Here is a 25,766-nt window from a genome sequence, read left to right as displayed (position 1 = left end):
TTCGACATGAAACCTTTAGGGGGATGTAGCGTAAGCGGGGACATCACGGAGGAAGGCACCAATGACGGATTTCTCGCGCAGGACGTTCTTCGCCGGCCTTGCCGCGCTCGGCGGTACGGTGCTGTGGTCGTCGACCGTGTCGGGTGCGCCCAGCGCCGTCGCAGGGACAGCACAACCGGAGACCGCGGGAGCGTCGGGTGCCTCCGGACCGTCGTCCATCGCGGTGGGACGGGGAATCGCCGACGCGACGGGGGAGCCACTCGGCGCCGGGATGGACGGATACGCCGTCCAGGAGCAGACGACGGTCGGTATCCGGCAGCGACTGTATTCCCGGGCATTCATCTTCGACGACGGGACGCGGCGGTTCTGCCACGTCACCGTGGACACCCCGCTGATGTTCCAGTCGGTGTTCCTCGAGGTCCTGCGTCGCCTGCGGGCTTCCTACGGCGACACCTACCGCACCGACAACGTCGTCATCAGCGCCACCCACACCCATGTCGGCCCCGGGGGACGGTCAGGTCACGCGATGGTCGACCTTGTCTCGCTGGGGTTCCGTCCGGTGACCTTCGAAGCACAGGTCGCCGGCATCGTCCGCTCCGTCGCCCGCGCGCACGACGACATTGCCCCGGCGGAACTGACACTGGTCAGTGCAGAGATCGACGACGTCGGACGGAACCGTTCCCGGCAGGCCTTCGAGCGCAATCCGGCCGGGGACAGGGACACAAACCCGGGTGGAGTGGACCGCACCTCGGTCACCCTGCACATCGCCCGCAACGGGTCCCCGGTCGGCCTGATCAACTGGTACTCGGTCCACGCGACGAGTTTCAGCCATACGATCCGGCACATCTCCGGCGACAACAAGGGTTTCGCCGCCTACTCCTGTGAAGTCGAGGCAGGGGTCGACCACCGGAATCTCGGGGCTGCCCCGTTTGTCGCCGCATTCGCCCAGGGCACCCCCGGCGACGTGACGCCCAACCACGGGCTGGTGCCGGAGTCGGGGCCCGGTGGGGAAGGGGTGGACGGCCAACGGCGCTCCGTGGAGATACTCGGCCGCCGACAGGCGGAGGGGGCCCGCCTGTCCGGTGCCGGCCGCCGGGACGTCGGCAGCCGCCCTGGCCTGGAGGGACGCACCTGTTGGACCGACATGGACGGGGTCACCGTCGATGGCCGGTGGACGCCGGACGGTCGCCCGGGACGCACGGGCCCGGCCGTCCTCGGTGCTGCGTTCGCCGCCTCAAGCCAGGAGGACGGCGGCGGCCTGGATGTCGACCTCGGCATCGATGAGGGGGAGCGTGGTGGGTCGCCGTGGGTACGCCAGCTCAACGACCTGGCCCCGGTTCCGGAGGATGTCCGGCGCATCCACGCTCCGAAGGACATGCTGCTGCCGATGGGCTACATCGACGGCATGATCCAGCAGCGGCACCTCTTCGGGGTGTGGCGCATCGGCGGGCTGGTGCTGGTGTACCTCGGGTTCGAGCCCACGGTGACCTCGGGCCTGCGGATCCGGCGGACGGTGGCTGGCGCCATGGGCGTCCCCGCCGACAGTGTCGTTGTCCAGGGGTACTCCTGCGGCTACGGCCACTACATCACGACACCGGAGGAGTACGACCAGCAGGACTACGAGGGCGGCGCGACCGCCTTCGGACGTCTGGAGCTCCCCGCCGTCCAGCAGACCGTGCACCGGCTGGCGTCCGCCCTGGCGTCTGGCGGGGTCGTGGACCACGGGGCACCCGCCGGGGACCTCACCGGCGTCATCCCGACCAGTCCGGCGGCTGTCCCCGTCCCGGACACGGCACCGCCGGGCCGTAACTTCGGTGACGTGCTGGACGGTGGGGGCGAGGTACGGGTCGGGGACACCGCCCGGGTGAGGTTCGTCGGGGCGAACCCGAACAACAACCTGCGTCTGGAGGACAGTTATCTGCTGGTGGAGCGTCTCGGCGACGGTGCCGTGATCGCCCACGACTCGTCGTGGTCGACATTGCTGACCTTCGACCGCGCCTTCACCGAGACGACGGCCACCGTGGAGTGGGACACCACCGGGGCAGACTCCGGTGGCTACCGGATCGTCCTGTACGGGGGCTGGAAGGATATCCACGGCACCGTGCGTCCGTTCGAGGGGAGCTGTCGGGTCACCGTCGAATAAATTCTGCAGGTTCTGGCCACGGTGTCGATACTCGGGGATGCGGTACGTCATCATGATGTCGAGGCCGCAAGGTCTGGCAGCGCAGGCACCCGGAACCGCCGGGCGCCGACTACCGTGACGGAGGAATCATGAAGTACGCACTACTGTTGATGGGACGCACCAATGACCCGGACTGCGGGGACGACGGTGGCGCGAACCCGGAGGAGTTCTTCGAGTTCGACAAGGAGATTGAGGCGGCGGGAGTAGTCGTCTACTCGTTCGCCCTGGAGGACCCTGAGAATTCGGTCATCGTCAGCAGCGACGACGCGGCAGGCGGTGGCGACCGTGTCGTCTCCTCCGGGCCGTACGCGGAAGTCAGTGAGTTCGTCGGGGGTGGCTACGTCATCGACGTGCCCGACCTCGATACGGCGGTCGCGTGGGCGAAGAAGAGTCCGGCGTCCGGCTCGGGCGGCCACGTCGAGATCCGGCCCCTGGCACCCTACTGACAGCCGGCCCCACGCCATGCCTGATCTTCCAGTGGCTCTGGACGCGGAGACCCGTGCCCGCCTGATCGCCACCCTCGCCCGACGCTTCGGTGACATCGATCTCGCCGAGGACAGCCTGCACGAAGCGGTGCTCCAGGCGGTGCGCACGTGGCCCGAGTCGGGAGAACCCGACAACCCCGTCGCATGGCTGACGACCGTCGCAAAACGCAAGGCCCTCGACGTCGTTCGTCGTGAGGACGTCCTCGCCCGGAAGATCGCGGAACTGCACATCGAACAGGAACGCCCGGCCGGAGACGACCCCGTCGGAGATGCAGTCGGGGAGGGGCAGACGGAACGGGACGACAGGCTCGCCATGCTCATCGCCTGCAGCCACCCTGCGTTGACACCGTCTGACCGTGTTGCGATGACCCTGCGTTTCGCCGCCGGACGAGACACCCGCGTGGTGGCTGACCTGCTCCTGCTGCCGGTGACTACCCTGCAGCAACGCATAGTCCGTGCGAAGAAGCGCATTCGCGCCCTCGGCATCTCTTTCGCCGTGCCCGACGGCGACGTTCTGGAAGAGAGACTGGACAGCGTGTTGAAGGTGATCTACCTGATCTACACTGACGGATTCGCCCGCAGTACCGGGCCGGCCCACGTCCAGGACGATCGCACGGCGGAAGCACTGCGCCTCGCCCGTCTGGTGCACCGCCTTGAGCCGGATTCGGCGGAAGCGACCGGCCTACTGGCACTGCTACTTCTCACGGAGGCACGCCGTCCTGCCCGCCTTACCTCCGATGGACTACCGATACCGCTCGAGCGTCAGGACCGGACCCGGTGGGACGGACGGCTCAAGGCGGAGGGGCTGGTTCTCGCCGAACATGCCGCTGGAATGCCGGGTGCCCGGACCTACTCCATTCAGGCAGCCATTGCCGCAGTGCATGCCGAAGCGTTGACTTTCGCCGACACCGACTGGCGCCAGATTGTCGTTCTGTACCGACTTCTCCGGAGGTACGAATCCGGCCCAGCGGTGCAACTGGCCACGGTGGTCGCCGTCGGCCGGGCCGAAGGACCGCGACGGGGAAGCGAACTGCTCGGGGAACTGGCCGGGGAGCGCGCCTTCGACGACTACCGCCCGTTCCATGTCGCCCGGGCGGTCACATACCGGGAACTGGGGGACCGTCGCAGCGCCGCGGCTGCCTACCGACGGGCTCTGGAACTTCCGGGAAACGACGCGGAGGACCTTGTCCTGGCGGACATGTTGTCGGAGGTGACCCGCGCCTGATTACGTCAGGTCACGGATGATCCGGGCGACGTGACCGGTGGCCTTCACGTTGTACTTCGCCAGGCCGATGGTTCCGTCGGTGTTGATCAGGAACGTGGAGCGGATGACCCCTTGGACCACCTTGCCGTAGTTCTTCTTCTCTCCGAAGGCGCCGTAGGCGGTGAGTGCCTTCTTCTCCGGGTCGGAGAGTAGCGGGAACGTCAGGTCGTGGTTCTCACGGAACGTCTCCAGCTTCTCCACCGAATCCGGGGAGATGCCGAGGACGTCGATGCCGGCGTCGTTGAGCTCGGTGAGGGAGTCACGGAAGTCGCAGGCTTCCTTGGTGCAGCCGGGTGTGTCCGCCTTCGGGTAGAAGTAGACGATGACCTGCCGACCGCGGTAGTCGGACAGGCTGACCTGCCGGCCACGGTCGTCGGTGAGGGTGAAGTCCGGGGCGTCATCCCCGATCTCGAGGAGTGTGCGGTTGTCGTCGGGAGTGCTCATGTGGTCCGAGTGTACGGCGAATCCGTGGCATGTCGAGCACCGTTCGGAGGGTTCTTCTGCACCGCGTGGACCGGAGAACGTACAATTCAGGAACGATCTTTGAAACCGTTCCGTCACCACCAGTAATGCAGGAGACTTCAGTGGCCCGCACCATCGACTCTATCCAGAGCGACATCGAACGCACCCGTGAACAGCTCGCGAAGACTCTGGACGAGCTCAGCGTCCGCGCGGCTCCGAAGAACCTGGCGGACGAGGCGAAGACCCAGGTGTCCTCCATCTTCGCCCAGCCGAAGGTCCAGTTGATCATCGGCGGTGTCGTCGCAGGCGTCGGCCTCGTCGTCGCGCTGACGGTGGCGGGCAAGCGCAATGAGAAGAAGCAGATCAAGGAAATCCAGCGGCTGCTGGCTGACGCCAGGTCCTGATCCGCATTCCCGCCCCGCGCGAGCCCCGACAGCCCCGGCGGATCTCCGGCACACGACGTGCCGTCGAGATCGCCGGGGTTTGCGCATGCGCGGTGCTGCTCGGTGCGGTGTGCACCGAGTTCGGTGTCCCGGCGTCGTGGATCTTCGCCTTCCTGGTTTCCTTCGGTGTCTACGCGATCCTCTCCGATCGGCAGACGACACCGCCGACGCGGTTGATGCAGCCGGCCCAGGTGGTCATCGCGATGGTGTGCGTCGCCCCGCTCGTCGAGCTCGACGGGGCCACCGTGGCGGGCTACGTGGCGCCGACGGTCCTGGCGCTCGTGGTCACCCTGACGGTGTGCGCGGCGGCGGCGTTCCTCCTCTACCGCTCCGGGGCGACCAGCGCGGTCAGTGCGCTGCTGGCGACGTTGGCCGGGGGAGCCAGCGGCATGACCGTCCTCGCCGCCGAGCTCAAGGAGGACGTCCGCTTCGTCGTCCTCACCCAGTACCTGCGCCTGTCACTGGTGGTGCTGACACTGCCTGCCTTCGTGCACGTCTTCGCTGGTGGAGGCAGCGGTGGAGGCGACGGTGCCGACGCAGACGGTGGCGGGGGTTCGGATGCTGCGGCGTGGTGGTCGCCCGAGCTGCGGCCCGTCCTCGGTGCGCTCGTCGTCTGGGCCGCGGTGTGGGTGCTGGTGCGGGTGACCCGTCGGGTGGTGAAACTGCCGGTGCCCTACCTCCTGCTGTCGATGCTGCTCACCTGGTTCGCCGGAGTGGTCGGGGTACCCGACCAGTGGCTTCGACCCGAGGGTGTGCTGCTGGTCTTCGCCTACGCCGTGATCGGGGTGCAGGCCGGGGGGACGCTCACCAAGTCGGCGTTGCGGCAGTTCAGCCACAGCCTGCCATTGATCCTCACCGCGGTGGCGGCGATGATCGTCGGGGCGATCGTCGCCGCCCTGCTGATTGCACACTTCAGCGATGTCCCGCTGCTGGACGCCTACCTCGCCACCGTGCCCGGGGGGATCTACGCCGTACTGGCGTTCGCCCATGAGGCGGGCTCCGAGCCGGTCGTCACGGTGGTGCAGGTGATGCGCACGCTGGCGATGCTGGTCATCGGGGCCTACCTGCCCACGGTCATCGGTTGGTGGGGCGGGCGCCGGGGTCGCTGAACCGTTGAGCAGCAGGTCGGTGCATCGGCGATGGTAGTTTCGGGGCATGGGACTTATCTGGAACTTCCTCGTCCGCGCCGTCGGCACCGCCGTGGGGTTGTGGGTCGTGACCTACTTCGTCAGCGGTGTCACGGTCACGGCGCCGGCCGAGCCCCTGGTCGGTAACGGGGAGAACGACCGGCTGTGGGTGTTCCTCGGCTGTGCCGCAGTGATCCTGCTGCTCAACATGACCGTCCGTCCCGTCCTCCGGTTGCTGGGACTGCCGTTGACCATCCTCACACTGGGGCTGTTCGCCCTGGTGATCAATGCCGGGGTGTTCCTGCTGGCGGAGATCCTGGCACAGGCGGTGGGACTCGGCCTCGACATCGCGACGTTCGGCGCCGCTTTCTGGGGTGCGATCATCATGGCGCTGGTCAGCTGGGTTCTCGGCCCGATCACCGGTCTGTTGTCCGCCCGTCGCTGATGTCCCCGGTGCCGGAGGCCTCCTGCAGCGTGCGGGAGTCGGCCACCGTCGCCCAGCCAGCCGCAGCGAGGACCAGCAGGATCCCGCTGACCCCGAACGCCCACCCGAAACCGGCGGCGTCCACGAGTGCCCCGGCCACCAGCGGGCCGAGGACCCCGCCGAAATCCTGCAGCATCGAGTAACCGGCGACGGTGGAACCGCCGCGGCGTGTGCCGACAATGTCCGCGAGCACTGCCTGCTGCCCGGGATTGACCAGCGCTGATCCTGCCCCGGCGATGATCATGGCGAGGCAGGCGACGAGGATGGTGGGCGACAGGGGGAACGCCGCATAGCCGACGGCGGTGACCACCATGCCCGACACCAGCATCGGCTTACGTCCGAGCGTGTCGTTCCACCGTCCCGAGGGGAGGATGAGGATCGCGTTGCCGGCGGCGTAGGACGCCAGTGCCCATGCCGCGACAGCGGCGTCGCCGTGGAAGGCGGCGGCGACGAACAGAGGCACGATCGACACCCGCACACCGAAAGACGTCCAGCCGAAGACGAAGACCGACCCCAGTAGTACCCGGTACTGCGGGATGCCGAGCGAGGTGGCCAGGGAGAGCGGCTCGCGGGGGCTTTCGTCCGCCTGCACCCCTGCCAGGGACGAGCGGCGGAGGGTGAACCACACCACCGACGCGGCGACGACGAGCATGACGAAGTAGAAGACGAACGGTGCGCGGAGTCCGAACCCGGCGACGAGGGCGCCGAACACCGGCCCCATCAGGTTGCCGAGCAGGAATCCTGCGGCGTTGACGCTGGAGACGCGGCCGCGGGCGTCGACCGGGCTCACCTTGATCAGGAGCGCGGTCGCGGCGACGGTGAACATGATGGAGCCGAGCCCGCCCAGACCCCGGAGGATCAGGAGCTGGGTGTAGTTCGCCGCCAGGGCACAGGCGCCGGTGGATGCGGCGACGATGAGGATACCGACGGTGTAGGTGCGACGTTCACCCAGCTTGACGAGGATCCGTCCGGCCAGGGGAGCACCGACCAGTCGCATGAGGGCGAAAGCGCTGACGATGCCGGACGCGGCGGCGTTCGACACACCGAATGCGTGGGCGTACTGGGGGATGGCCGGTGCGACGACCCCGTAGCCGAGGGCGACGGCGAAGGCGCCGGCGACAAGGGCCCACACCTCGACGGGCAGGGGTGTGCGGGTTCTACGGGGCATCAGGTCATCTTATCCCCGGTTGTGGTCCGCTATCGCGGGGGCTGCGATGCGAATCCCAGAGTGTCCCCTCTCCTCACGCCGGAACGAGTGAACCCCAGGTAGTCTGTGATGGTGGCCACGTCCTACCTGGGGTAATTGTGCGTCATCAGGGACTTGAACCCCGAACCCGCTGATTAAGAGTCAGCTGCTCTGCCAATTGAGCTAATGACGCATGTTGTTCTCTGGAGGGGATGTCCCGTCCTCGGCAACGAGAAAAACTATAGCTCCGCGCCGCATCGGTGGCAAATCTGCAGGTCGACTCCGTTTTCGGTGGATGCTGGCGCACCAGCCCAGGCACAGCCCCGCCAGCGGCCTCTCGCGGGCCCGTCGTGGAACGGCCACCAGAGGCGGACGGAGCGGCCGGCGACGAGCGCATAACGATTCGGACACAATATGGTCGGCGTGGCGATTTCCGTTACTTTCGGCGCATACCCCGGACGTATGATGGTCGCCGAGACGGGGCCCGACCCTCACCTTGCCGGGCGCAGTACGACAGCTGCGTCGCTGCCGTCGATGCCCATCACCACAACACTTCATCGCCGCGGGTGCCCTTCACCTGGGACGGAAAGAGACTGTAGACACCATGCACTTCCGATTCGGCCGTACGGGCCGGGTTCTGCGTTCCATTGTGGCTGCCTCGGCTGCCACGGCTCTGCTGACGACGGCCGCCTGCACCATCAACGACGACGGTGAGACGGACACCGACCAGGTGGCACAGGACCAGGACGCCTCCGATGACGGGGAGGACGAGGTCGAGTTGACCGCCAACGTCGACGACAACGACACCGACGTCAAGGTCGACGAGCCGGTCACCGTCCGCGACGATGCGGGCATTGATTCGGTGACCTTGACCGACGCCTACGGTAACGAGATCGACGGGTCGTTCAACGACGACGAGACCGAGTGGACCTCTGACGGCAAGCTCGAGTACTCGAGCACCTACACGCTCGCGGCGGAGGCCGGGGACGAGACGCTGTCGACCTCGTTCACCACCTTCATGCCGTCCTTGCTGACCAACGCGTCGCTGGCCCCGCTCGACGGGTCGACGGTGGGAGTCGGTCAGTCTGTGGCGCTGCGATTCGATGAGGCGCCCGGGGACCGGAAGGCCGTCGAGGACGCCATCAAGGTCACCACGGAGCCCAAGGTGGAAGGCGCTTTCTACTGGATCACGGCCAATGAGGTGCGGTGGCGTCCGGAGGAGTACTGGAAGCCCGGCACCGAGGTGACGGTGGACGCGGATCTCGTCGGGAAGGACCTCGGCGGCATGTACGGCGAGGTCGACCGGTCGGCGTCCTTCACCATCGGTGATGACGTCCGTGCGGTCGCCGACAATGCGACGAAGACGGTGACGGTGACCCGTAACGGCGAGGTCGTGAAGACCATGCCGACCTCGATGGGGATGCCGGGCCATGAGACCCCCGAGGGGGTCTACCAGATCGGCGACCAGTTCGAGTCATTGACGATGGACTCGCAGACCTACGGTCTTGCCCTCGACGCGGGCGGTTATGTGACGGATGTGCAGTATGCGACGCAGATGTCGTACTCCGGCATCTACTTCCACGCCGCGCCGTGGTCGCTGTACGCCCAAGGCAACACGAACACCTCGCACGGGTGCCTGAACCTCTCGGTGGAGGACGCGCAGTGGGTGTACGAGAACCTCAAGCGTGGTGACATCGCCGAGGTCGAGGGCACCGGCGGCGGCCAGCTCGAGGGCTACGACGGCCTCGGTGACTGGAACATCCCCTGGTCGACCTGGTCGGCGGGCAACGCCGACGAGTAGTTGGCGCCGCGCAGGTCACGCTGCGCAGGTCACAAGGGGGGCTGGCCGGTGGGGAACCGGTAGAACTGGTGGCTGCGGAACATCAGCGGGGACGGGGCAGCGACATCGGCGCAGGCAGCTGCCTCGCCCTGTCCGTCGGCACCGCGGGTGACGTCGGTGACTTCGGCGGCGATGAGGGTGGCGTCGCCGACCCGGACGGTCTCCACGGTGTGGGCCCGCATCACCGCCAGGGCGTCCGACAGCAGCGGTTCACCGCCGGGAGCAGTGGTCCACTGCTGGTCAGGGGTGAATCGTCGGCCCTCGTAGCGGGAGAATTCATAGGCGATGGTGGCCTGATCCTCGCTGAGGAAGTGAATCAGGTAGGAGTCCGCGGCCAGGATGGCTCCGGCGCTGCCGCCCGACTTCGCCAGGGAGAACGACACCGCCAGCGGGTCGACGGACAGGGACGCGAGACTGGAGACCGTGAGACCGACGTCCTCCCCGTCGACATGCGCGGTGATCAGCGCGACACCGGTGGGGTGGCGTCGGAACGCCGTCCGGAAGCGTGTGGCGACGGAATCGGGCTCAGGTGAGGACATGGTGACCAATCTACCCGTCAGCCGGGCAGCGGAGCGACGGCGCCAGGCTGGCACCACCGATGATGATGCCGCCGATCGCCAGCGCGTAGCGTGCGGAGAACTCGATTGCACCGGTGAGGAACACGATGCTGAGTACCGTGATGACACCGGCGGCCATCGCGCCGGAGACGACGGCGAAGCGGGGGAGCGTCCAGCCGATCCGGTGTGTACTGGTCACTGCGGCGACAGTGAACATGACCAGTAGTGCGAGAGTGGCCCACCGCGGCGACGGTGCTCCAACGGTGGCCCACGCCGGCGAGGGACAGGACCGTCACCGCGGTCGCCACGAGGAGGGCGACGCCGAGCAGTGTGTGCCAGAGTTCGGGGGTGACGGTCACGGGGTGCGGGTCCGGCTCAGAAGTAGTTCGCCAGTCGGCCGTACTCGGTCTCCAGGACACGGACCTCGGTGCCGAAGATGTCGCTGAGCGTGTCGTCCTGGATGACCTCCTCCGGGGTACCGAAGATGTTGACCTGACCGTCTGTCATCGCGCAGATGTGGTCGGCGTAGCGTGCGGCGAAGTTGATGTCGTGCAGCACGATGATCACGGTGCGGCCGAGTTCGTCGCAGGCGCGGCGCAGCTGCTTCATCATCTGGACGGAGTGCTTCATGTCGAGGTTGTTCAGCGGCTCGTCGAGCAGCACGTACTCGGTGTTCTGTGCCAGGACCATGGCCACGTAGGCCCGCTGACGCTGACCGCCGGAGAGCTGGTCGAGATAGCGGTTCTCGAACTCCCTGAGGTTGAGGAAGTCGATGGCCTCGGAGATGTACTTCTCGTCCTCGACGTTCAGCCGGCCGTGGGAATAGGGGTAGCGTCCGAACCCGACGAGCTGCCGGACGGTCAGGCGGGTGACGAAGTGGTTCTCCTGGCGCAGGATCGACAGGTGCTTGGCGACCTCGCCGGACGAGGCCGAGGCGACATCCATGCCACCGACCCGGATGGTGCCGGTGTCCGGCTTCTGGAGCCGGCCGATCATCGTCAACAGCGTCGACTTTCCGGCACCGTTGGGGCCGACCAGGGCGGTGACACCTCCGGCGGGGATCTCCAGCGACACCGGGCCGATGGTGGTCTCGGCGCTGTAGGACTTGGAGACGTTGTCGATGGTGATCACAGGCGGCCCTTTCGCATGATGAAGAAGAGGAAGACGCTTCCGCCGACGAGTTCGATGATGATGGTCACCGCGCCCTCGGCGTAGAAGAAGTTACGCATGATGAAGTACGAGCCGGAGAGCACGATGTAGCCCACCAGGACCGCGACAGGGAGGATCAGGCGGTGGTCGTAGGTGTCGGTGAGCTGGTACGCCAGTGTGGCGACCAGGAAACCCAGGAAGGTCATCGGCCCGACCAGCGAGGTCGTCATCGCCATCAGCACGGCGACGAGGAAGAGCAGGATCATCAGCTCGCGCTTGTGGTTGACGCCGAGGTTGTTGGCGGTGTCGCGCCCCAGGGCGACCACGTTCAGCCGACGTGAGCGCAGGTAGAGGATCGTGCAGGTGACCGCGACAACCGGGATGACGAGGATGAAGTTGTCGGTGTCGGCGTTTCCGACGTTGCCGAAGGTTCTGGCCGTGAGGATGTCGAACTCATTGGGTTCGAGCAGACGCTGCATGAAGGTCGACAATGCGCCGAGGCCCCCGCCGATCACGACGCCGACCAGCAGCATGACGTGGATGTTGCCGAACCGTCCGGACAACAACCAGGTGTACAGTCCCACGGCGAAAGCGATCATCAGCGCGGACTGGGCGATGAACTGTGAGGTCCCGGTGAACGCGGCGAGCCCGGCGGAGCCGAGGAAGAAGATCACCGCGGTCTGTACCGCGACATACAGTGACTCGAACCCCATGATCGACGGGGTGATGATGCGGTTGTTCGTCGCCGTGTGGAAGGACACGGTGGCGAAGGCCTGGCAGAAGGCCACGACCAGCATGGCGACGAGCGTGTCGACCCGCATACGGGCGATCTTCCAGTAGCCGTCGGTGCCGAAGTCCATCGGATTGCCGTAGCTGAGGTGTGCCACCGTGAACCCGGCGGCGGCGACGGCGAGGACGGTGACGAGGACGATGTACTTCACCCGCTGGGACGGGGAGGTGAACGGCCCGGAGTGCCGCCTGGCGGAGCGCACGTCGGAGTCGGGCGCGTCGGTGGCGTCGTCGCGGGACGTCTCCTTCAACTCGCGGTACCTGTCAGCTGACTTATCGGGCATACCGGCGGCTCCTCACGAGAAGAAAGACGAAGACGGCGGCGCCGATGACGCCGAGGATCAGTGACACCGGGACCTCGAACGGTGCGATGACGGTACGGGCGATGATGTCGCAGATGATGAGGATCCAGATGCCGAGCATGCAGACCCAGGGGAGATTCGACCGCAGGTTGTCGCCCCGGAACAGTGAGACGATGTTCGGCACGATGAGTCCGAGGAAAGGCAGCGAGCCGATGACCACGGTGACGACACCGGAGACGACGGCGATCATCATGATGCCGAGCATCAGTACCCGGGTGTAGTTCAACCCGACGTTGGTGGCGATGTCCTTTCCGAGCCCGGCGACGGTGAACCGGTCCGCGATGATGAAGATCAGCACGGTGACCGCGAGCACGATGAACAACAACTCGTACCTGCCACGGACCACACTGGTGAAGCTTCCAGCGAACCAGATGCCGAGCTGCTGGAGCATGTCGGTCTTCAGTGCGACGTAACTCGACACCGACCCGACGACGGCACCGAGCATGATGCCGACGATGGGCACGATCAGTGAGGACTTCAGTGTGACGCGTTGCAGGAAGAGGAAGAAGACGATGGTGCCGACCAGTGCGAAGAGGATGGCGCCGATCATCCGGGTGAACAGGCTGGCCCCCGGGACCATGATCATCGTGAGGATCAGGCCGAGACCGGCCCACTCGGTGGTTCCCGTGGTGGTGGGTTCGACGAACTTGTTCTGGGTCAGCAGCTGCATGACCAGACCGCTCATGGCCATCGCGGCACCGGCGAGGGCCAGGGCGATGGTGCGGGGGATGCGGGTCACCCCGAAGATCATCCAGCCGTCCTCGTGGCCGGTGATGTCGAACACCCCGACGAACAGGGAGATCACGATCAGGATGAGCGTGAACGCGACCCCGGCCAGGAGCGGCCAGGTGGCCCGCCACCGGGAACGTGTCGGAGGAGACGCTGCGGACGGTGGCGCCTCGTCGGCGGTCGGGGACGGTGCGACGGTCATGGGGGTCCTGTCTTGTACGGGCGGAGCTGTGGACACGGCGACGCCCGGGATGGGGGTGTCCGTGGTGGACGCCCTGCCCGGGCGGAGGCGTGTCGGGGGACGACTACTCGGACTCGTGGTCCTCGAAGGCGTCGGCGATGCTGTTCAGGACGGTGGTGTAGGCCTCGATGTCCTCGGTGGTGTAGAAGTCGTCCGGGAAGTAGACGATGTTGCCGTTCTGGACGGCGGGCACGTTCTGCAGCGCCTCGGAGTCGGCGATGACCTCATCGGCGGGGCGGGCGTCCTCACCGGCGGAGGAGACGGCCGCGTCACGGTCCATGACGATGATCCAGTCCGGGTTGGACGAGGCGATGGCCTCGACAGAGATGTCGTCACCCTGGTGGTTGGAGGACCCCTCGCGTTCCAGCGACGGGGTCAGGCCCAGCATGTCGAAGACCGGGCCGACGGAGCGTCCGGTGGTCGGTGCGGAGTAGGAGATGTCGCCGCCGGAGACGATCAGTCCCATGACGGTCTCGTCGGAGTTGTAGGCCGAGGCAGCACGCTCCTTGGCCTCGTCGAACTGCTCGACGAGGCCTTCCGCCTCGTCATCCTTCTCGAAGATCTCACCGATGAGGTTGGTGATGTCCTTCAGACGGTCTTCCAGCGGCAGTTCGTTCTCGGCGTCTTCGTCCTCGAAGTTTTCACCGAAGCTCAGGTCGACGACCGGGACGTCGGGGAGCAGTTCCTTCATCTCGTCGTACTGGCTGGCGTAGCGGTAGCCGGTGATGATGAGGTCGGGGTCGGATGCGACGAGTTCCTCGAGGTTCGGCTCGCGGTGGGAGCCGGTGTCGCGGATCTTGGTGTCGTCGTGGTACTTCTCGATGGTGTCCGGGATCAGGGTGACCGGGGCCGAGACCAGGTCGATGTCCCAGTCCTCGAGCACCTGGAAGATGCGGTTGTCGAACGCGGCGACACGCTCCGGGTTGGCCGGGATCTCGACCTCGCCGCGGGCGTCGGTGACGGTGCGGGTGTCGGAGGACGAGTCGCCGTTGTTGTCCGCGTCGTCGTCGGACGAGCAGGCGGCGAGAGCTCCCACAGAGAGCATGGCGGTCATGGACACGGCCAGCGCACGGCTGGGTGAGCGTCGGAGGGTGAAGCGCATTCGGCGGGTTCCTTTTCTTGACGGCCGTCCCACCGGAAGTCAACGTCAGCAATGCTTCCGGCGGCACGGTCTGGGGACTGGCTGAGCAAAACTCTTTCCGGCGCAGATTAGCTGAGCCGAACCGAATCCAGCAAAGTGCACCCTAAGCAGAAGATAGGCTCGGGTGTGTTATTCCACCGTCAAGGTGTAGGTCGTTCACCGTCATGAATAGTGCTTATGTCGAGGTCAGCGGGGCATTGGCCGGGCGATTCCCCGGGGGGTGTGCCTGAGCGCTATCGGGGGTGAAACAAGGGGGTGTCCGCAGAGGTGCCGCCACCGGCGAACATCCCCTTTGTAGTGCAGGTATGCCGACGGTGCGTCGTCACTACATTCACTACATTCACGACATCCGCGGCGGGAACGCCTTCCGTCCACCGTCGTGTGACGCCTACAGGCCCCAGGCGTCGGCGAGAATCTCCATGCCACGCAGTGATTCCGCGGTTGAGGGCGACTGGATCGCCACCATCAGCTCGTCTGCCTGAGCTGTCGCTGTGAAGCCCTCCAGGTAGTCACGGACCTGGTCGCCGGTACCGACCGCGGAGTAACGCAGCATCGACAGGATCTGCTCGGCGGCGGGGGACGACATCAGCAGGTCGAGATCCTCCGCCGAGACCTTGCGTCCGCGCAGGGCCATCGCCTCGACCCGGCTCCGGCGCACCTTCTCGTTCTGGGTGGCCGCCTCAGCCTCGGTGTCGGCGGCGGTCACGTTCACCGCGGCGATGACGTAGGGCTCCGGGTGTTCTTTCGAGGGGCGGTAGGTCTCCCGGTACACCGAGACCGCCTCCTTCAACGCGTCCGGCGCGAAGTGGGAGGCGAAGGAGTAGGGAAGGCCCAGCTTCGCGGCCAACTGAGCCCCGAACAGGGAGGACCCCAGGATGTAGACCGGGACGTGGGTGTCGGTGCCCGGTGTCGCGGTCACGCCCGGTACGCGGGAGCGTCCGGCGAGGTAGCCCTGGAGTTCCTGGACGTCCTCCGGGAAGGATTCTGCGGACCGGGGGTCACGTCGCAGGGCGAGTACGGTGCGCTGGTCGGTGCCGGGGGCGCGCCCGACGCCGAGGTCGATACGTCCCGGGTAGAGTTCGGCGAGCGTGCCGTACTGCTCGGCGATGACCAGCGGGGAGTGGTTCGGCAGCATCACGCCGCCGGAGCCCAGTCTGATGGACTCGGTTTTCGCGGCGATGTGCGAGATCAGGACCGCCGGGGCACTGGAGGCGATGCGCGGCATGTTGTGGTGCTCCGCATACCAGATGCGCGAGTAACCGAGCCGTTCAGCGTGCTGGGCCTGGTTGACGGAACGCAGGAACGCGTCCCGGGAGGTTTCACCGTCGTAGACGGTGGCGAAGTCGATGAGGGAGAGGGGGACATGCCGTTCGTTGGTACTCATGACCACGACGGTACGCCGGGACTAGCGGGTGCGGCGCAGGCGGATTCCGATGACGATGGAGAGCACGCCGAACAGCAGGGCGTAGACGCCGAGGATCCAGGCGAGGGCGACGAGACCACCGGCCGGTTCGGCCAGGGCGACACCACCCAGCAGGACGCCGAAGACGATGTTGAGCAGGCCGGTCGCCAGGCTCCAGCCCCCGGCGTGGGCGGCGGTGCGGGCGATGCCGGTGATGACCAGGCCCAGTGCCATGATCCACAGCACGGCCATGGCGCCGACAATGGCGAAGGCGACGGGGAAGAGCAGGACGCCGACACCGGCGAGCGCGGTGATGATGCCGGAGAACATGGTGAACCCGCATCCGGCGCCGTGGGAACGCTGCTGCACGGCCAGTCCGACGGTGCTGAAGCCGTCGACGACGAGCCACAGTCCGACGACCAGGCCCACGACGGTCGCGGTCTCCATCGGGAAGAAGAGCAGCGCCAGACCGACGACCACACTCAACCCGCCTCGCCACAGGAGCATCTTTCCGCCGGTGTCGCGGAGATGCCGACCGAGGTGAGGGCCGGGTACTGCATAAGAACACTCGGAGGTGTCCCCAGGACGGGTAATCATGGCGACTGATCGTAGACCCGCCTACGGATACCGCACAACTCCTATCGGACTTGCTGAATCGGTACGGACGGACGGTCAGGCGTCCATCTGCCCTGACCTGCGCATACGGACGGAAATGACGATCGCCGAGATACCCAGGATCAGGGCGTACACGCCGGCGACCCACGCCAGGGTCCACACGTTGTCGACCGGGTTGAGTACGGCCAGGACTCCAAGGAGGACACCGAAGACCACGTTGAGTACACCGGCGGCGACCGTCCAGCCGGTACGCAGTGTCCGCGGCACGCTCAACTGGGTGACGCCGCTGACAACGAGGCCGAGTGCCAGGAACCCGATGATGAAGAACGAGCTGACGACCGCGAAGATGCCGGGGAGCAGCAGGACGGCGATGCCGGCGACGACGGAGATCACGCCCTCGGCCAGTGTCCAGCCCCACGGCGCTCCGGCCTTCTTCAGGTCCACGGCCTGGCCGGAGGCGACGAGACCGTCGACGATCATCCAGGCCCCGACGAACAGACTCATGACGATGGCGGAGCTGAAGGGGAACAAGATCAGCAGGAGACCCATGACCACACCGACGATGCCCCGCCAGAGGAGGAACCGGGCGCCCCTGCGGAGGAGTGACGAACGGAGAGAGGTGGAGAGGGAGGACATGGGGCGGCTTCTTTCCGGAGGGGTCGAGGGGGACTGCGGTACCTTTCCCACGATAGGTCGGATCGGAGGTGTCTCAGTGGGACCTGTGGGTGTTCCAGGCGCCCCATAGGCGGGAGTAATGCCCCCCGGCGGCGACGAGTTCGTCGTGGGAACCGTCCTCGAGGATACGGCCGTGGTCCATGACGATGATCCGGTCGCAGGCAGCGGCCTGGGAGAGCCGGTGTGCGATGACCAGGCCGGTGCGTCCCCGCAGGGCGATGTCGGCGGCGGCGTCGAGGGCGGCGGCGTGGGAGGACCCTGCTTCGGCGGTCGCCTCGTCGAGGATCGCCAGGTCCGGGTCGGCGATCAGGAGCCGCGTCAGTGCCAGGTGCTGCTGCCGGGCGGCGCTGAGGGGATGCCCCTGTGCACCCAGCGGGGAGTCCAGCCCGTCGGGGAGTTCGTCGAGGAGGCCGTCGGCGCCGATTCGTCCCAGGGCCTCGAGGAGGACATCGTCGTCGACCCCGGGTGCGGCGAGGGTGAGGTTGTCGCGCAGCGTGCCGGCGAAGACGTGTGTCTCCTGGCTGATGAGCATGGTGTCCGTCGGCGCACTGACGGTGCCGCTGGTCGGACGGTGGATGCCCGCGATCAGCGCGGCCAGCGTGGTCTTCCCCGCACCGGAGGTGCCCACCACCGCCACGCGTTGCTCGGCGGGGACGGTGAGGCAGACGCCGTGGAGGACGTCGGTGTCGCCACGGCGGTCGGGGTCGTAGGAGAAGCAGACGTCGTCGACGACCACGGCGTGGTCGGTGTGCCCGGAGTCGGCGGTGGTGCCGCCGGTGGTGTCGTCGACGCTGCCGCGTTCGGCGCGTTCGGCCCGGTCGGCGAGGTCGGTGACGCCGATAATGCGCGCCAGCGACGCGGCGGCGGCCTGCAGGCTGTCGATCTCCATCATCAGCCCGCGCAGCGGTCCCTGCAGACGCAGGAAGTACAGCACTGCGGCGGTCGCGGCCCCGACGGTGACGGCATCGGTGTCGACCAGGGCGTACCCGGTGCCCGTCACCACGCACACCACGACGATGAACGACAGGTCGATACGCCACGCGAACATCGTCTGCACGGTGCGGGCCCGCAGCGCCCAGGTCGCCACCGCCCAGGACGACGTGGCGACGCGCCGGGTGTGCCACGCCGACAGCCGGTACGCCAGGACGGTGTCCAGGCCCGTCAGCGCCGACAGCAGGTGGTGGGCACGGGTGCCGAAGGCGGCGCGTTCCGCCGCGTACAACGGCGGGGCGGTGCGCACGTACCACCGCAGCGACAGCCAGTACAGGGGGACCCCCACCAGCAGGGTCAGTCCGAACCTCCAGTCCAGCAGGAACAGGGCGCCCAGGGTCAGCAGAATGGTGAACACTGTGCGCGACAGCGACGGCAGGACCTGGGACAGTGCCTCGGAGACCTGGGCGACGTCGTCGCTGGCACGGGAGATCAGGTCACCGGTGCCGGAACGCTCGACCTGGTCCTGCGGCATCGACAGGGCGGTGGACACGAGGCGTTCGCGCAGGGTGGCCAGCAGCCGTTCGAGGACGCGGGAGGCCAGGAGGACGCCCAGCACGCCCAGCGCGGACGCGGCGATGACGGACACTGCGATCAGCATCCCGTAGAGCCAGATCGGGCGCGGGGCACCGTCTCCGGAGATGTCGTCGACGATGGAGCCGAGCAGGGCCGGCGTGACGAGCTCCAGTGCGGCCGCACCGGCGGAGATCATGGCCGCGAGGATCAGCAGGCCACGTCGTCCGGCCAGGGCGTCCCACACCGCAGCGGTGGAGCGGCGTCCGGTGGCGACGGGGAGGCGGTGGGGTACGTCGCCGGTGCGCGGGTCGGTGGCGCTCACAGGTCCACCACCCGGTCGCAGTGGGCCAGCAGCGCGGGGGACCCGGTGACGACCAGTGTGACCCGCCCGGCGCGGAACGCCCCAAGGCGCGAGGCGACGGAGTTCTCGGTGACGGCGTCGACGGCGGTGGTCGGATCGTGCAGGACGAGGACCGGAGGGTCCGCGGCGAGGGCACGTGCCAGCGCGATGCGCTGACGTTGGCCACCGGACAGCCGGGTTCCGCCGTCCCCGACGTGGGTGTCGAGGCCGTCGGGCAGTGAGGCGACGATGTCGTCGCAGGCGGCGGCGTGCAGGGCACCGGGAACACGGTCGGTGTCGGTGTCGGTTCCGTTGTCGGTTCCTCGGGGAGCGAGGTTCTCGGCGATGGTGCCGTCGAACAGGTCGGCGGCGTGCGGGGCGGTGAGCACGGTGGCCCGGTAGGCCTCCAGTGGCAACGACGCGGCGTCGGCGTCCGTTCCGTCCAGCAGGACTGCCCCGGACCCGTCCGGGGACCGTCCGTCGGAGAGCAGGGCGACGAGTTGTCGGGCTGCCGGGCCGCTGGCCCGTACCCCGACCATCTCATCGGAGGCGGCGTGGAGGACCGCGCCGGTGTGCCGGGTGACGCGGATGCCCGTCGCGGCCACCGCGTCGGCTGGACCGGTGCTGTCGGTGTTGTCGGCGTTGTCGGTGCCCTCGTGGGCGACGGGCGTGCGGAGCAGGTCGAGCACCCTGCCCGCCGAGGCGACCCCGGTCGCCCAGACCGCACCGGAGTTCGCCGGCAGCATCGTCAACGGGTTGACGAGGAACTGGGTGACACCGACCACGGCGATGAGCTCACCGACGCTCAGGCGTCCGGTCAGCGCCAACCAGGCGGCGCAGACCGTCAGGGCGGCGATGAAGACGCCGGTCACACCGTTCATCGACACCATGAAGACCGCCCGAGACGTCCTCGCCCGGAGGGCACCGTCCAGTGCGGTACGGCTGACCTGTGAGTACCGCCGTGACGCCTCGTCCTCCGCGCGCAGTCCCTTGATCATCCGGTAGCCGGTGATCAGGTCGGACGCCCGGCCTGTCGCGTCGGCGGCCAGCGCCTGCTGCTCGCGGCTGCGCTGCTGCAGCGGACGCCCGGCGGCGGTCATCACCCACAGCATCAACGGGCTCCCCACCAGCACCGCGAGTCCGAGGGGCCAGGAGATGGTCAGCAGGATCACCGCCGAGGCGAGGATCGCGGCGACCTCGCCGACGGGGTAGATGCCCAACTGCATGGTGGCGGCCAGCCGGAACACGTCGCCGGTGGCCACCGACAGCATTGCCCCGCCGAGTCGCCGGTCCTTCATTCCCGCAGGATGGAGCAATCGTTCCGTGACCTGCGTCCGCAGCCGGTGTTGCACGGTCTGCATGCCGAAGAACCCCAGCCGGGAGCCGAAGCGGAACGACAGCGACATCACCACGACATCGAGGACCAGGGCCGCCGTCCACAGCAGCAGCTGACCCAGATCACCCGCGGCGATCCCTCTGTCCACGGCGACACCGGCGATCACGGGGAGGCCGGCGGCGGCGATGTTGGACAGGATCAGCAGGCCGCCACCCGGCAGGGTGAATCTCTTCGCCCCCAGGATGACCCGCCAGGTGAAGCGGGCGGGCGACACACCGTCGTCGAAGGCGACCGGAGAGGCGACGAGGGGGCGCTCCGGTGCCTGGAGCAGCAGCGGCCACCGGAGGCCGAAGGCGTGGCTGCGCAGCGATTCACCGTCGGTCGCGACCGGGGAGGCGTGGGTCATGGTTCTCCTGTTCAGGTCTGCGGGACCGGCGGTGGGGTGGTGCGGGGACTCCGCGTACGCTATCACGATATAAGTGAGGTTCACCTCATATGAGGTAGAGGTAACTCCCCGGCACCCGGGCCGCGTGTAGCGTTCACGACATGGACCTGCTCGAAAGAATCGCGGCGGAACGCGGGAACCTGTCTCCGGCTGAGGCCAGGGTCGCCGAGTTCATGGCGGCGAACCCTCACAGCGTGGGGCACCATTCAGCACTCCGGCTCGCGGGGGCTGTCGGCGTCAGTGACGCCACCGTGGTGCGTACCGTCCGTCGACTCGGCTTCGCCGGGCTCGACGATCTCCGCGAGCGGCTCGCCGAGGACCTGTCCCGGGGCGGCCGGATGGAGTCGTCCCTGCGGGCGGGCGGAGTGTCACGGGCCATCGGCGAGCGCGTCGGCGGGGCGGAGGCGCTCATGGACCGGATGGATGAGCAGGACCTCCTCCACGTGGTGGACCTCATGGGTGGCGCCGACCGGATCGTCCTGGTCGGATTCGGGCCGTCCCGGCACATCGCAGACTATGCGGCGGCGAGGTGTCTACGCGCCGGACTCCCGGCGGTGTCGATGGGGACGACCGGCAGAGGTTTCGCCGACGAGGTCGCCGTGCTCGCCGACGGCGACCTCGTCCTGCTGCCCGCCTACGACGACACGTCGGCGGAGGGGGACGTGTTGTTCCTGCGCGCCGGGGAACTCGGGATTCCCGTCGCCCAGCTGACCGAAGGGCTGTTGAGTTCGGATCCCCGCAGTGCGGTGTCACTGGGGGTGGGGAGGGGAAACCCGGAGTTCAGTCCCAGTTACGTTCCGACCGTCGCGGTGTTGGAGACGGTGATCGTCGCCACGGCGGCGAAGGATCCGGAGCGAAGTGCGGCAGCCGGGCATCTGGTGGACCGGCTGCGGGGTGAACTCGGGCGGTAGTCAGTTCCGCTCGATCACGGCCCCGTGGACGTCGACGGTTCCCTCGTCGCCGGATGTGCCGGGGATGTTCGGGGCGCCCCGCACTCCGAAGCCGTAGAGACCTGACGGAGCCCCGGGTGTGAACCGGATCTGGGCTCCGGGCAGGTGAACCGTCGTCTCATCGTGCCTGCACCCCAGGAGCCCGGCGAGCCGACGGGTGGACTCGGCAGGTGCGTCACTACGTACCAGGAGGTAGGCGAGGTCCGGGCCGGAGACGCAGGCGGGCTCAGGATCGCCACCCTGGCTGATCCGGTGGTCGGCACGCATCGCCGCAATCGTGGACCGTGGCGGGTCGTAGCTGATGAAGAAGGGGAACCATGTGGGAGCGTCGGAAATGAAGACCTCGGTGAAGCCGGCGTTCTTCTCCTCGAAGCGGACGTCTGCGATCCGGACGTCGTAGTCGCCCGCCTCGAGCGCACGCGCAGTCGCGTGGGCGTCGGGGACGTGGACCGCGAAACTGACCAGTCCTGGTGTGGTGGCGGCCTCGACGGACGGACGCATGAGGGACAGGGTGTGGGCATACGGTGAGTCGGCTGTTGCGTCCCAGTCGTCGATCGTCGCAAGCTCGACATAACGTTCGTCGTCGACGCCCCAGGCGGCGTTGCGGAATCCCGGCATCGACAGTGCGGTGTGCGTCGGTAGGTTGAGGGAGGTGTAACACGTCATGGCGTCCTCGAGGTCGTCGACAACGTGGATGAGGTGATCGAAAGAGTACGGCTGTTCATCGTGCTCTGACATTGGTGGCTCCTTCACGGAATAGAACATGCGTAAAGCAAGGCTACCCATAATTAACAGGGGGCGGAGAATGTGGCCGGGGAGAGTGGCTGGGAGATTCGCCGTTTTTCGTGATACGCGGCACAGGTCAGCTATCCTGTCTCCTGAGGTAGTTATCGTTTCAGAAGAGGTCCAGGTCACATGAGTTCCATTGTCGGCACCGGGCGTATTTCCCGGCGCCTCGTTCTCCACGGAGTCGTCGCGCGGGCGTACGACGTGGCGCCCTCGGACGCTGTGGGCTCTATCCTGCCTCTCGCCTCATCGCTGGCCGCGACTCGGTCAGTTCCGCGACTTCCGAATGATGTGACGTGCGGAGGCATCCGGGTACTTCGACTGTTGTCGCAAACATCACGGGTGCCGACCGCTATGATCCTCGTGACGGACGACGACGGCGGCAACGATGACTTGTCTGCATCTGTTCCACAACTCACCAGCGCTATTGACGAGCGAAAGCAGTAGGAGACTACACAATGTCCAACGACGACAATAAGGCCCAGCCGATGAAGCTGCAGCCGCCTGTCGCCCAGGCGCCAGGTGCGCCGGCCGCTCCATCGGCTCCGGCGACGCCCGCCGCCCCGGCCGCTTCCGCCGAGCCGGACGCTGCCGCCACCCCGACGGCGCCGGAAACACCCGTTGACACTGCTCCGGCAGCAGACAGCGCACCTGCGACGAGTCCTGAGACGACCTCGGAGCCTGCTGCGCCGGGTGCTCCGATGAAGCTTTCCGCTCCGGGTGCGCCGGGTGCCCCGTCGGCTCCGGGTGCGCCGTCGGCTCCGGCCGCGCCTGCCGCTTCTTCGGCCCCGTCGGCTCCGGCAGCGCCGAGCGCCCCGTCGGCTCCTGCCGCGCCGGGTGCACCGGCAGCTCCTGCCGCGCCGAGTGCTCCGGGTGCCCCGAGCGCCCCGGGTGCCCCGTCGGCTCCGGGTGCGCCGGGTGCCCCGGGTGCGCCGAGCGCCCCTGCCGCGCCGGGTGCCCCGGGTGCGATGTCGGCCCCCGGAGCCCCGTCGGCGCCGGGTGCTCCCGGTGCTCCTGCGTCCCCCGGCGCTGCTGCGCCGGCCGCGCCGGGTGCGCCGGCGGCTGCCGCCACCGCAACCGCCCCGAAGACCGGCGGTGCGGCCAAGACCGCGGCAAAGGAAAAGCCGAAGAAGAAGCGCGAGCCGATCATGATCGGCGAGAAGTCCCTCGGACAGTGGGGCAAGCTCGCCGGCATCGGCCTGGTCATCGCCGCCGTGGCCGTCGCGGTGGTCATCTTCGTGGCCCGCTGGATCTACGACCTCTCCGGGGTCCAGAACTTCATGGACACCTACCCCGGTGAGTACCACCTCCCCGACTTCGTCGACGACGGCTTCCCGGCCTGGGCCCGCTGGACCCACTTCCTGAACTTCTTCTTCATGGCGATGATCATCCAGTCCGGTCTACGCGTCCGCCAGCAGCAGAAGCCGCCGGCGGTGTGGCAGCCGAAGAAGGGTGGCAAGAAGATCAGCATCCACCTGTGGCTGCACACGAGCCTGGACCTGCTGTGGATCCTCAACGGTGTCGTGTTCATCGTGCTGCTGTTCATCAGTGGTCACTGGGCACGAATCGTGCCGACCAGCTGGGACGTCTTCCCCAACATGCTCACCAACATGCTCCAGTACGCCTCGCTGCAGTGGCCGACGGAGAACGGCTGGGTCAACTACAACAGCCTCCAGCAGATCATGTACTTCGTCATCGTCTTCATCGCCGCGCCGCTGGCGATCATCTCCGGGTTGCGGATGAGCGAATGGTGGCCGAAGGACGCCACGAAGCTGAACAAGATCTACCCGGCGCCGCTGGCGCGCAAGATCCACTTCCCGACGATGCTGTTCTTCGTGATGTTCATTGTCGTCCACGTTTTCCTGGTCTTCGCCACCGGGATGACCAAGAACCTCAACCACATGTTCGCCGGTACCCCGGCCGAAGGCTGGGGCGGGTTCTTCTGGATGCTCGGTGCGGTGATCGTCACCGTCGGCGTGCTCTTCGCCACCCGCCCGCTGGTGCTCGCACCGATCGCCTCGCGCTTCGGACAGGTCAGCGCCCGCTAGCCTCCGAGTCAAATGCTGAGGTAGCGCAGAAACCACGCGGAAACCACGCAGAACGCGGGGGTCGGCGTCCCTTACCTGGGACGCCGACCCCCGCGTTCCGTATCGTCAGGTCAGGTCAAGGCAGGCGGTAGGTCCACTCGTCGGTGGAGAACTTCTCGTCGCAGCGCGTCTGCGCGGCAGCGAGGTCCTCGGCCGTGATGGTTCCCTCCGTCGCAGCGTACTTGTCCCGGAAGTGGTTGTAGAACACCTCCAGGATCTCCGAACGGGGCATCTGTGTCTGTGACCTCATCGGGTCGACACGCTTGACCGCGGAGCGTTGCCCCTTGTCCCGCATCTTCTCCTTCCCGATGCGTAGGACCTCCAGCATCTTCTCCGCGTCGATGTCGTAGGACATCGTCACATGGTGGACCATCCAGCCGTTGCTGAAGCGTTTCTGCGCCGCTCCGCCGATCTTGCCCTGTTCGGAGGCGATGTCGTTCAGCGGGACATAGCGCGCCCGGATCCCGACCTTCTCCAACGCCTCCATCGTCCATTCATCCAGGAACGGGTACGACTGGGCGAAGCTCAGTCCGTCCACCAGCGACTGGGGGACCACCAGCGAATACGTCACACAGTTGCCCGGTTCCATGAACATCGCCCCACCGCCGGTGACACGGCGGGACACGGTGATGCCGTGGCGGTCCGCGCCCTGCTGGTTGATCTCGTTGGAGTAGGACTGGAAGGAACCGATCACCACCTGTGGGGCATTCCACTCCCACAGCCGCATGAACGGCCTGCGGCGTCCCGCCGCCACATCCTCGGTGAGGGTCTCGTCCAGGGCGACGTTGACCATCGGATCGACGCTGGGCCCGTGGATAACCTCCAGGTCGAGGTCCTCCCAGCTCACGGCATGACCGAGCGCACGGCGCACTGCCACGCCGACTCCGTCCGGCGTGATGCCGAACAGGACGTCATCGGGATGCAGTGCCGCGGTGATGCTCGAGGACACGTCGGCGGCACTCAGATCGGCCGGGGCGCCCTCCAGCGCCTGTGTCATCCGGAGGAGGGTTTCGTCAGGTTCCAGGAAGAAGTCGCCGGCGATGCGGACGCCAGACAGGGTGCCCGGAGACGAGGCGCCTGCCCCACTGACATCGAGATCGACGACGATGAGTTTCCCACCGGGAACCTTGTATTCTCCGTGCATCGGCTGGCCTTCCTTCAATCGTGGGCGGGGCCGGAGCGG

The 25,766-nt window shown here is 67.3% G+C and carries 24 protein-coding genes, 1 tRNA gene and 1 pseudogene; 9 read left to right on the top strand and 17 right to left on the bottom strand.

Features of this window, described 5'->3' with window-relative positions; translation table 11 throughout:
* Positions 1–61 precede the first annotated feature (61 nt).
* The 3 genes from PQI66_RS06055 (at position 62) to PQI66_RS06045 (ending at position 3,892) form a co-directional block, all read left to right on the top strand.
* Complete coding sequence (locus PQI66_RS06055) at positions 62–2,143, top strand: neutral/alkaline non-lysosomal ceramidase N-terminal domain-containing protein (protein WP_339996753.1); 2,082 nt, start codon at positions 62–64, stop codon at positions 2,141–2,143.
* Between the two features lie 128 nt (positions 2,144–2,271).
* The gene (locus PQI66_RS06050; RefSeq protein ID WP_339996751.1) at positions 2,272–2,628 is read left to right on the top strand and encodes a YciI family protein; all 357 of its coding nucleotides are present in this window, start codon (positions 2,272–2,274) and stop codon (positions 2,626–2,628) included.
* A 16-nt stretch (positions 2,629–2,644) separates the two neighbouring features.
* Positions 2,645–3,892, top strand: a complete 1,248-nt coding sequence (locus PQI66_RS06045) for an RNA polymerase sigma factor (RefSeq protein ID WP_339996749.1) — start codon at positions 2,645–2,647, stop codon at positions 3,890–3,892.
* Here the strand turns inward: PQI66_RS06045 and bcp are convergent, their stop codons facing one another.
* Complete coding sequence (gene bcp, locus PQI66_RS06040; protein WP_339996747.1) at positions 3,893–4,375, bottom strand: thioredoxin-dependent thiol peroxidase; 483 nt, start codon at positions 4,373–4,375, stop codon at positions 3,893–3,895.
* Positions 4,376–4,515: 140 nt separating this feature from the next.
* Here bcp and PQI66_RS06035 point away from each other — a divergent pair, with 140 nt between their 5' ends.
* The 3 genes from PQI66_RS06035 (at position 4,516) to PQI66_RS06025 (ending at position 6,408) form a co-directional block, all read left to right on the top strand.
* Positions 4,516–4,797, top strand: a complete 282-nt coding sequence (locus tag PQI66_RS06035) for a DUF3618 domain-containing protein (protein ID WP_339996745.1) — start codon at positions 4,516–4,518, stop codon at positions 4,795–4,797.
* Positions 4,798–4,904: 107 nt separating this feature from the next.
* On the top strand, positions 4,905–5,945 hold the full coding sequence (locus PQI66_RS06030; RefSeq protein ID WP_339996742.1) for an AbrB family transcriptional regulator: 1,041 nt from the start codon (positions 4,905–4,907) through the stop codon (positions 5,943–5,945).
* 46 nt (positions 5,946–5,991) lie between these two features.
* Complete coding sequence (locus PQI66_RS06025) at positions 5,992–6,408, top strand: phage holin family protein (RefSeq protein WP_339996740.1); 417 nt, start codon at positions 5,992–5,994, stop codon at positions 6,406–6,408.
* Here PQI66_RS06025 and PQI66_RS06020 read toward each other — a convergent pair.
* Together PQI66_RS06020 and PQI66_RS06015 are read right to left on the bottom strand one after the other, a co-directional pair.
* A complete protein-coding gene (locus PQI66_RS06020) occupies positions 6,380–7,615 on the bottom strand; it encodes an MFS transporter (RefSeq protein WP_339996739.1) in 1,236 nt (411 codons plus the stop codon). The genes PQI66_RS06025 and PQI66_RS06020 overlap by 29 nt on opposite strands.
* A gap of 138 nt (positions 7,616–7,753) precedes the next feature.
* Positions 7,754–7,826: transfer RNA gene (locus PQI66_RS06015), tRNA-Lys, on the bottom strand.
* Positions 7,827–8,237: 411 nt separating this feature from the next.
* On the opposite strand from PQI66_RS06015, the gene PQI66_RS06010 reads away from it, so the two are divergent.
* Positions 8,238–9,434: a L,D-transpeptidase gene (locus tag PQI66_RS06010; protein WP_339996738.1), complete on the top strand. Its 1,197-nt coding sequence runs from the start codon at positions 8,238–8,240 to the stop codon at positions 9,432–9,434.
* Positions 9,435–9,463: 29 nt separating this feature from the next.
* Here PQI66_RS06010 and PQI66_RS06005 read toward each other — a convergent pair whose 3' ends face one another.
* The 11 genes and pseudogenes from PQI66_RS06005 to PQI66_RS05955 all read right to left on the bottom strand — a co-directional run bounded on the left by PQI66_RS06005 (position 9,464) and on the right by PQI66_RS05955 (position 20,721).
* Positions 9,464–10,012 (bottom strand): flavin reductase family protein, encoded by a 549-nt coding sequence (locus PQI66_RS06005; RefSeq protein WP_339996737.1) that lies wholly within the window; start codon positions 10,010–10,012, stop codon positions 9,464–9,466.
* A gap of 10 nt (positions 10,013–10,022) precedes the next feature.
* Positions 10,023–10,271: pseudogene (locus tag PQI66_RS06000) on the bottom strand (ABC transporter permease); the annotation flags it as partial.
* Between the two features lie 134 nt (positions 10,272–10,405).
* Entirely contained in the window at positions 10,406–11,161 is a 756-nt protein-coding gene (locus PQI66_RS05995) for an iron ABC transporter ATP-binding protein (RefSeq protein ID WP_339996736.1), read from the bottom strand.
* The gene (locus PQI66_RS05990) at positions 11,158–12,252 is read right to left on the bottom strand and encodes an iron chelate uptake ABC transporter family permease subunit (RefSeq protein ID WP_339996734.1); all 1,095 of its coding nucleotides are present in this window, start codon (positions 12,250–12,252) and stop codon (positions 11,158–11,160) included. The genes PQI66_RS05995 and PQI66_RS05990 overlap by 4 nt, the downstream gene beginning before the upstream one ends.
* The gene (locus tag PQI66_RS05985; protein ID WP_339996732.1) at positions 12,242–13,261 is read right to left on the bottom strand and encodes an ABC transporter permease; all 1,020 of its coding nucleotides are present in this window, start codon (positions 13,259–13,261) and stop codon (positions 12,242–12,244) included. Before PQI66_RS05985 ends, PQI66_RS05990 begins: the two co-directional genes overlap by 11 nt.
* Positions 13,262–13,364: 103 nt before the next feature.
* Entirely contained in the window at positions 13,365–14,354 is a 990-nt protein-coding gene (locus tag PQI66_RS05980) for a siderophore ABC transporter substrate-binding protein (protein ID WP_445228006.1), read from the bottom strand.
* 475 nt (positions 14,355–14,829) lie between these two features.
* Entirely contained in the window at positions 14,830–15,825 is a 996-nt protein-coding gene (locus PQI66_RS05975; protein ID WP_339996729.1) for an LLM class flavin-dependent oxidoreductase, read from the bottom strand.
* Between the two features lie 21 nt (positions 15,826–15,846).
* A complete protein-coding gene (locus tag PQI66_RS05970; RefSeq protein ID WP_339996727.1) occupies positions 15,847–16,350 on the bottom strand; it encodes an HdeD family acid-resistance protein in 504 nt (167 codons plus the stop codon).
* A 165-nt stretch (positions 16,351–16,515) separates the two neighbouring features.
* Entirely contained in the window at positions 16,516–17,094 is a 579-nt protein-coding gene (locus tag PQI66_RS05965; RefSeq protein WP_339996726.1) for an HdeD family acid-resistance protein, read from the bottom strand.
* A 73-nt stretch (positions 17,095–17,167) separates the two neighbouring features.
* Positions 17,168–18,961 (bottom strand): ABC transporter ATP-binding protein, encoded by a 1,794-nt coding sequence (locus PQI66_RS05960; RefSeq protein WP_339996725.1) that lies wholly within the window; start codon positions 18,959–18,961, stop codon positions 17,168–17,170.
* Positions 18,958–20,721, bottom strand: a complete 1,764-nt coding sequence (locus PQI66_RS05955; protein WP_339996724.1) for an ABC transporter ATP-binding protein — start codon at positions 20,719–20,721, stop codon at positions 18,958–18,960. The genes PQI66_RS05960 and PQI66_RS05955 overlap by 4 nt, the downstream gene beginning before the upstream one ends.
* A 140-nt stretch (positions 20,722–20,861) precedes the next feature.
* Here PQI66_RS05955 and PQI66_RS05950 point away from each other — a divergent pair, with 140 nt between their 5' ends.
* Complete coding sequence (locus PQI66_RS05950) at positions 20,862–21,671, top strand: MurR/RpiR family transcriptional regulator (RefSeq protein ID WP_339996722.1); 810 nt, start codon at positions 20,862–20,864, stop codon at positions 21,669–21,671.
* Here PQI66_RS05950 and PQI66_RS05945 read toward each other — a convergent pair whose 3' ends face one another.
* On the bottom strand, positions 21,672–22,448 hold the full coding sequence (locus PQI66_RS05945) for a VOC family protein (protein ID WP_339996721.1): 777 nt from the start codon (positions 22,446–22,448) through the stop codon (positions 21,672–21,674).
* A 499-nt stretch (positions 22,449–22,947) separates the two neighbouring features.
* Positions 22,948–23,646 (bottom strand): hypothetical protein, encoded by a 699-nt coding sequence (locus PQI66_RS05940; RefSeq protein WP_339996720.1) that lies wholly within the window; start codon positions 23,644–23,646, stop codon positions 22,948–22,950.
* Between PQI66_RS05940 and PQI66_RS05935 the strand changes: the two genes are divergently transcribed.
* Complete coding sequence (locus tag PQI66_RS05935) at positions 23,645–24,544, top strand: cytochrome b/b6 domain-containing protein (protein ID WP_339996719.1); 900 nt, start codon at positions 23,645–23,647, stop codon at positions 24,542–24,544. The genes PQI66_RS05940 and PQI66_RS05935 overlap by 2 nt on opposite strands.
* A gap of 115 nt (positions 24,545–24,659) precedes the next feature.
* On the opposite strand, the gene PQI66_RS05930 is transcribed toward PQI66_RS05935, so the two are convergent.
* The gene (locus PQI66_RS05930) at positions 24,660–25,727 is read right to left on the bottom strand and encodes a lipoate--protein ligase family protein (RefSeq protein ID WP_339996718.1); all 1,068 of its coding nucleotides are present in this window, start codon (positions 25,725–25,727) and stop codon (positions 24,660–24,662) included.
* Positions 25,728–25,766 lie beyond the last annotated feature (39 nt).

Source organism: Corynebacterium sp. USCH3 (assembly GCF_037619475.1).
Taxonomy (GTDB): Bacteria; Actinomycetota; Actinomycetes; order Mycobacteriales; family Mycobacteriaceae; genus Corynebacterium.
This window is presented reverse-complemented; position numbering and strand designations above follow the sequence as displayed.

Excerpts from the sequence above, each read along its gene's own strand:
- PQI66_RS06055 (WP_339996753.1), top strand. The coding sequence starts at position 62 with ATGACGGATTTCTCGCGCAGGACGTTCTTCGCCGGCCTTGCCGCGCTC.
- PQI66_RS06050 (WP_339996751.1), top strand. The coding sequence starts at position 2,272 with ATGAAGTACGCACTACTGTTGATGGGACGCACCAATGACCCGGACTGC.
- PQI66_RS06045 (WP_339996749.1), top strand. The coding sequence starts at position 2,645 with ATGCCTGATCTTCCAGTGGCTCTGGACGCGGAGACCCGTGCCCGCCTG.
- bcp (WP_339996747.1), bottom strand. The coding sequence starts at position 4,375 with ATGAGCACTCCCGACGACAACCGCACACTCCTCGAGATCGGGGATGAC.
- PQI66_RS06025 (WP_339996740.1), top strand. The coding sequence starts at position 5,992 with ATGGGACTTATCTGGAACTTCCTCGTCCGCGCCGTCGGCACCGCCGTG.
- PQI66_RS06020 (WP_339996739.1), bottom strand. The coding sequence starts at position 7,615 with ATGCCCCGTAGAACCCGCACACCCCTGCCCGTCGAGGTGTGGGCCCTT.
- PQI66_RS06010 (WP_339996738.1), top strand. The coding sequence starts at position 8,238 with ATGCACTTCCGATTCGGCCGTACGGGCCGGGTTCTGCGTTCCATTGTG.
- PQI66_RS06005 (WP_339996737.1), bottom strand. The coding sequence starts at position 10,012 with ATGTCCTCACCTGAGCCCGATTCCGTCGCCACACGCTTCCGGACGGCG.
- PQI66_RS05990 (WP_339996734.1), bottom strand. The coding sequence starts at position 12,252 with ATGCCCGATAAGTCAGCTGACAGGTACCGCGAGTTGAAGGAGACGTCC.
- PQI66_RS05985 (WP_339996732.1), bottom strand. The coding sequence starts at position 13,261 with ATGACCGTCGCACCGTCCCCGACCGCCGACGAGGCGCCACCGTCCGCA.
- PQI66_RS05980 (WP_445228006.1), bottom strand. The coding sequence starts at position 14,354 with ATGACCGCCATGCTCTCTGTGGGAGCTCTCGCCGCCTGCTCGTCCGAC.
- PQI66_RS05975 (WP_339996729.1), bottom strand. The coding sequence starts at position 15,825 with ATGAGTACCAACGAACGGCATGTCCCCCTCTCCCTCATCGACTTCGCC.
- PQI66_RS05970 (WP_339996727.1), bottom strand. The coding sequence starts at position 16,350 with ATGCTCCTGTGGCGAGGCGGGTTGAGTGTGGTCGTCGGTCTGGCGCTG.
- PQI66_RS05965 (WP_339996726.1), bottom strand. The coding sequence starts at position 17,094 with ATGTCCTCCCTCTCCACCTCTCTCCGTTCGTCACTCCTCCGCAGGGGC.
- PQI66_RS05955 (WP_339996724.1), bottom strand. The coding sequence starts at position 20,721 with ATGACCCACGCCTCCCCGGTCGCGACCGACGGTGAATCGCTGCGCAGC.
- PQI66_RS05950 (WP_339996722.1), top strand. The coding sequence starts at position 20,862 with ATGGACCTGCTCGAAAGAATCGCGGCGGAACGCGGGAACCTGTCTCCG.
- PQI66_RS05945 (WP_339996721.1), bottom strand. The coding sequence starts at position 22,448 with ATGTCAGAGCACGATGAACAGCCGTACTCTTTCGATCACCTCATCCAC.
- PQI66_RS05935 (WP_339996719.1), top strand. The coding sequence starts at position 23,645 with ATGATCGGCGAGAAGTCCCTCGGACAGTGGGGCAAGCTCGCCGGCATC.
- PQI66_RS05940 (WP_339996720.1), bottom strand. The coding sequence starts at position 23,646 with ATGATCGGCTCGCGCTTCTTCTTCGGCTTTTCCTTTGCCGCGGTCTTG.
- PQI66_RS05930 (WP_339996718.1), bottom strand. The coding sequence starts at position 25,727 with ATGCACGGAGAATACAAGGTTCCCGGTGGGAAACTCATCGTCGTCGAT.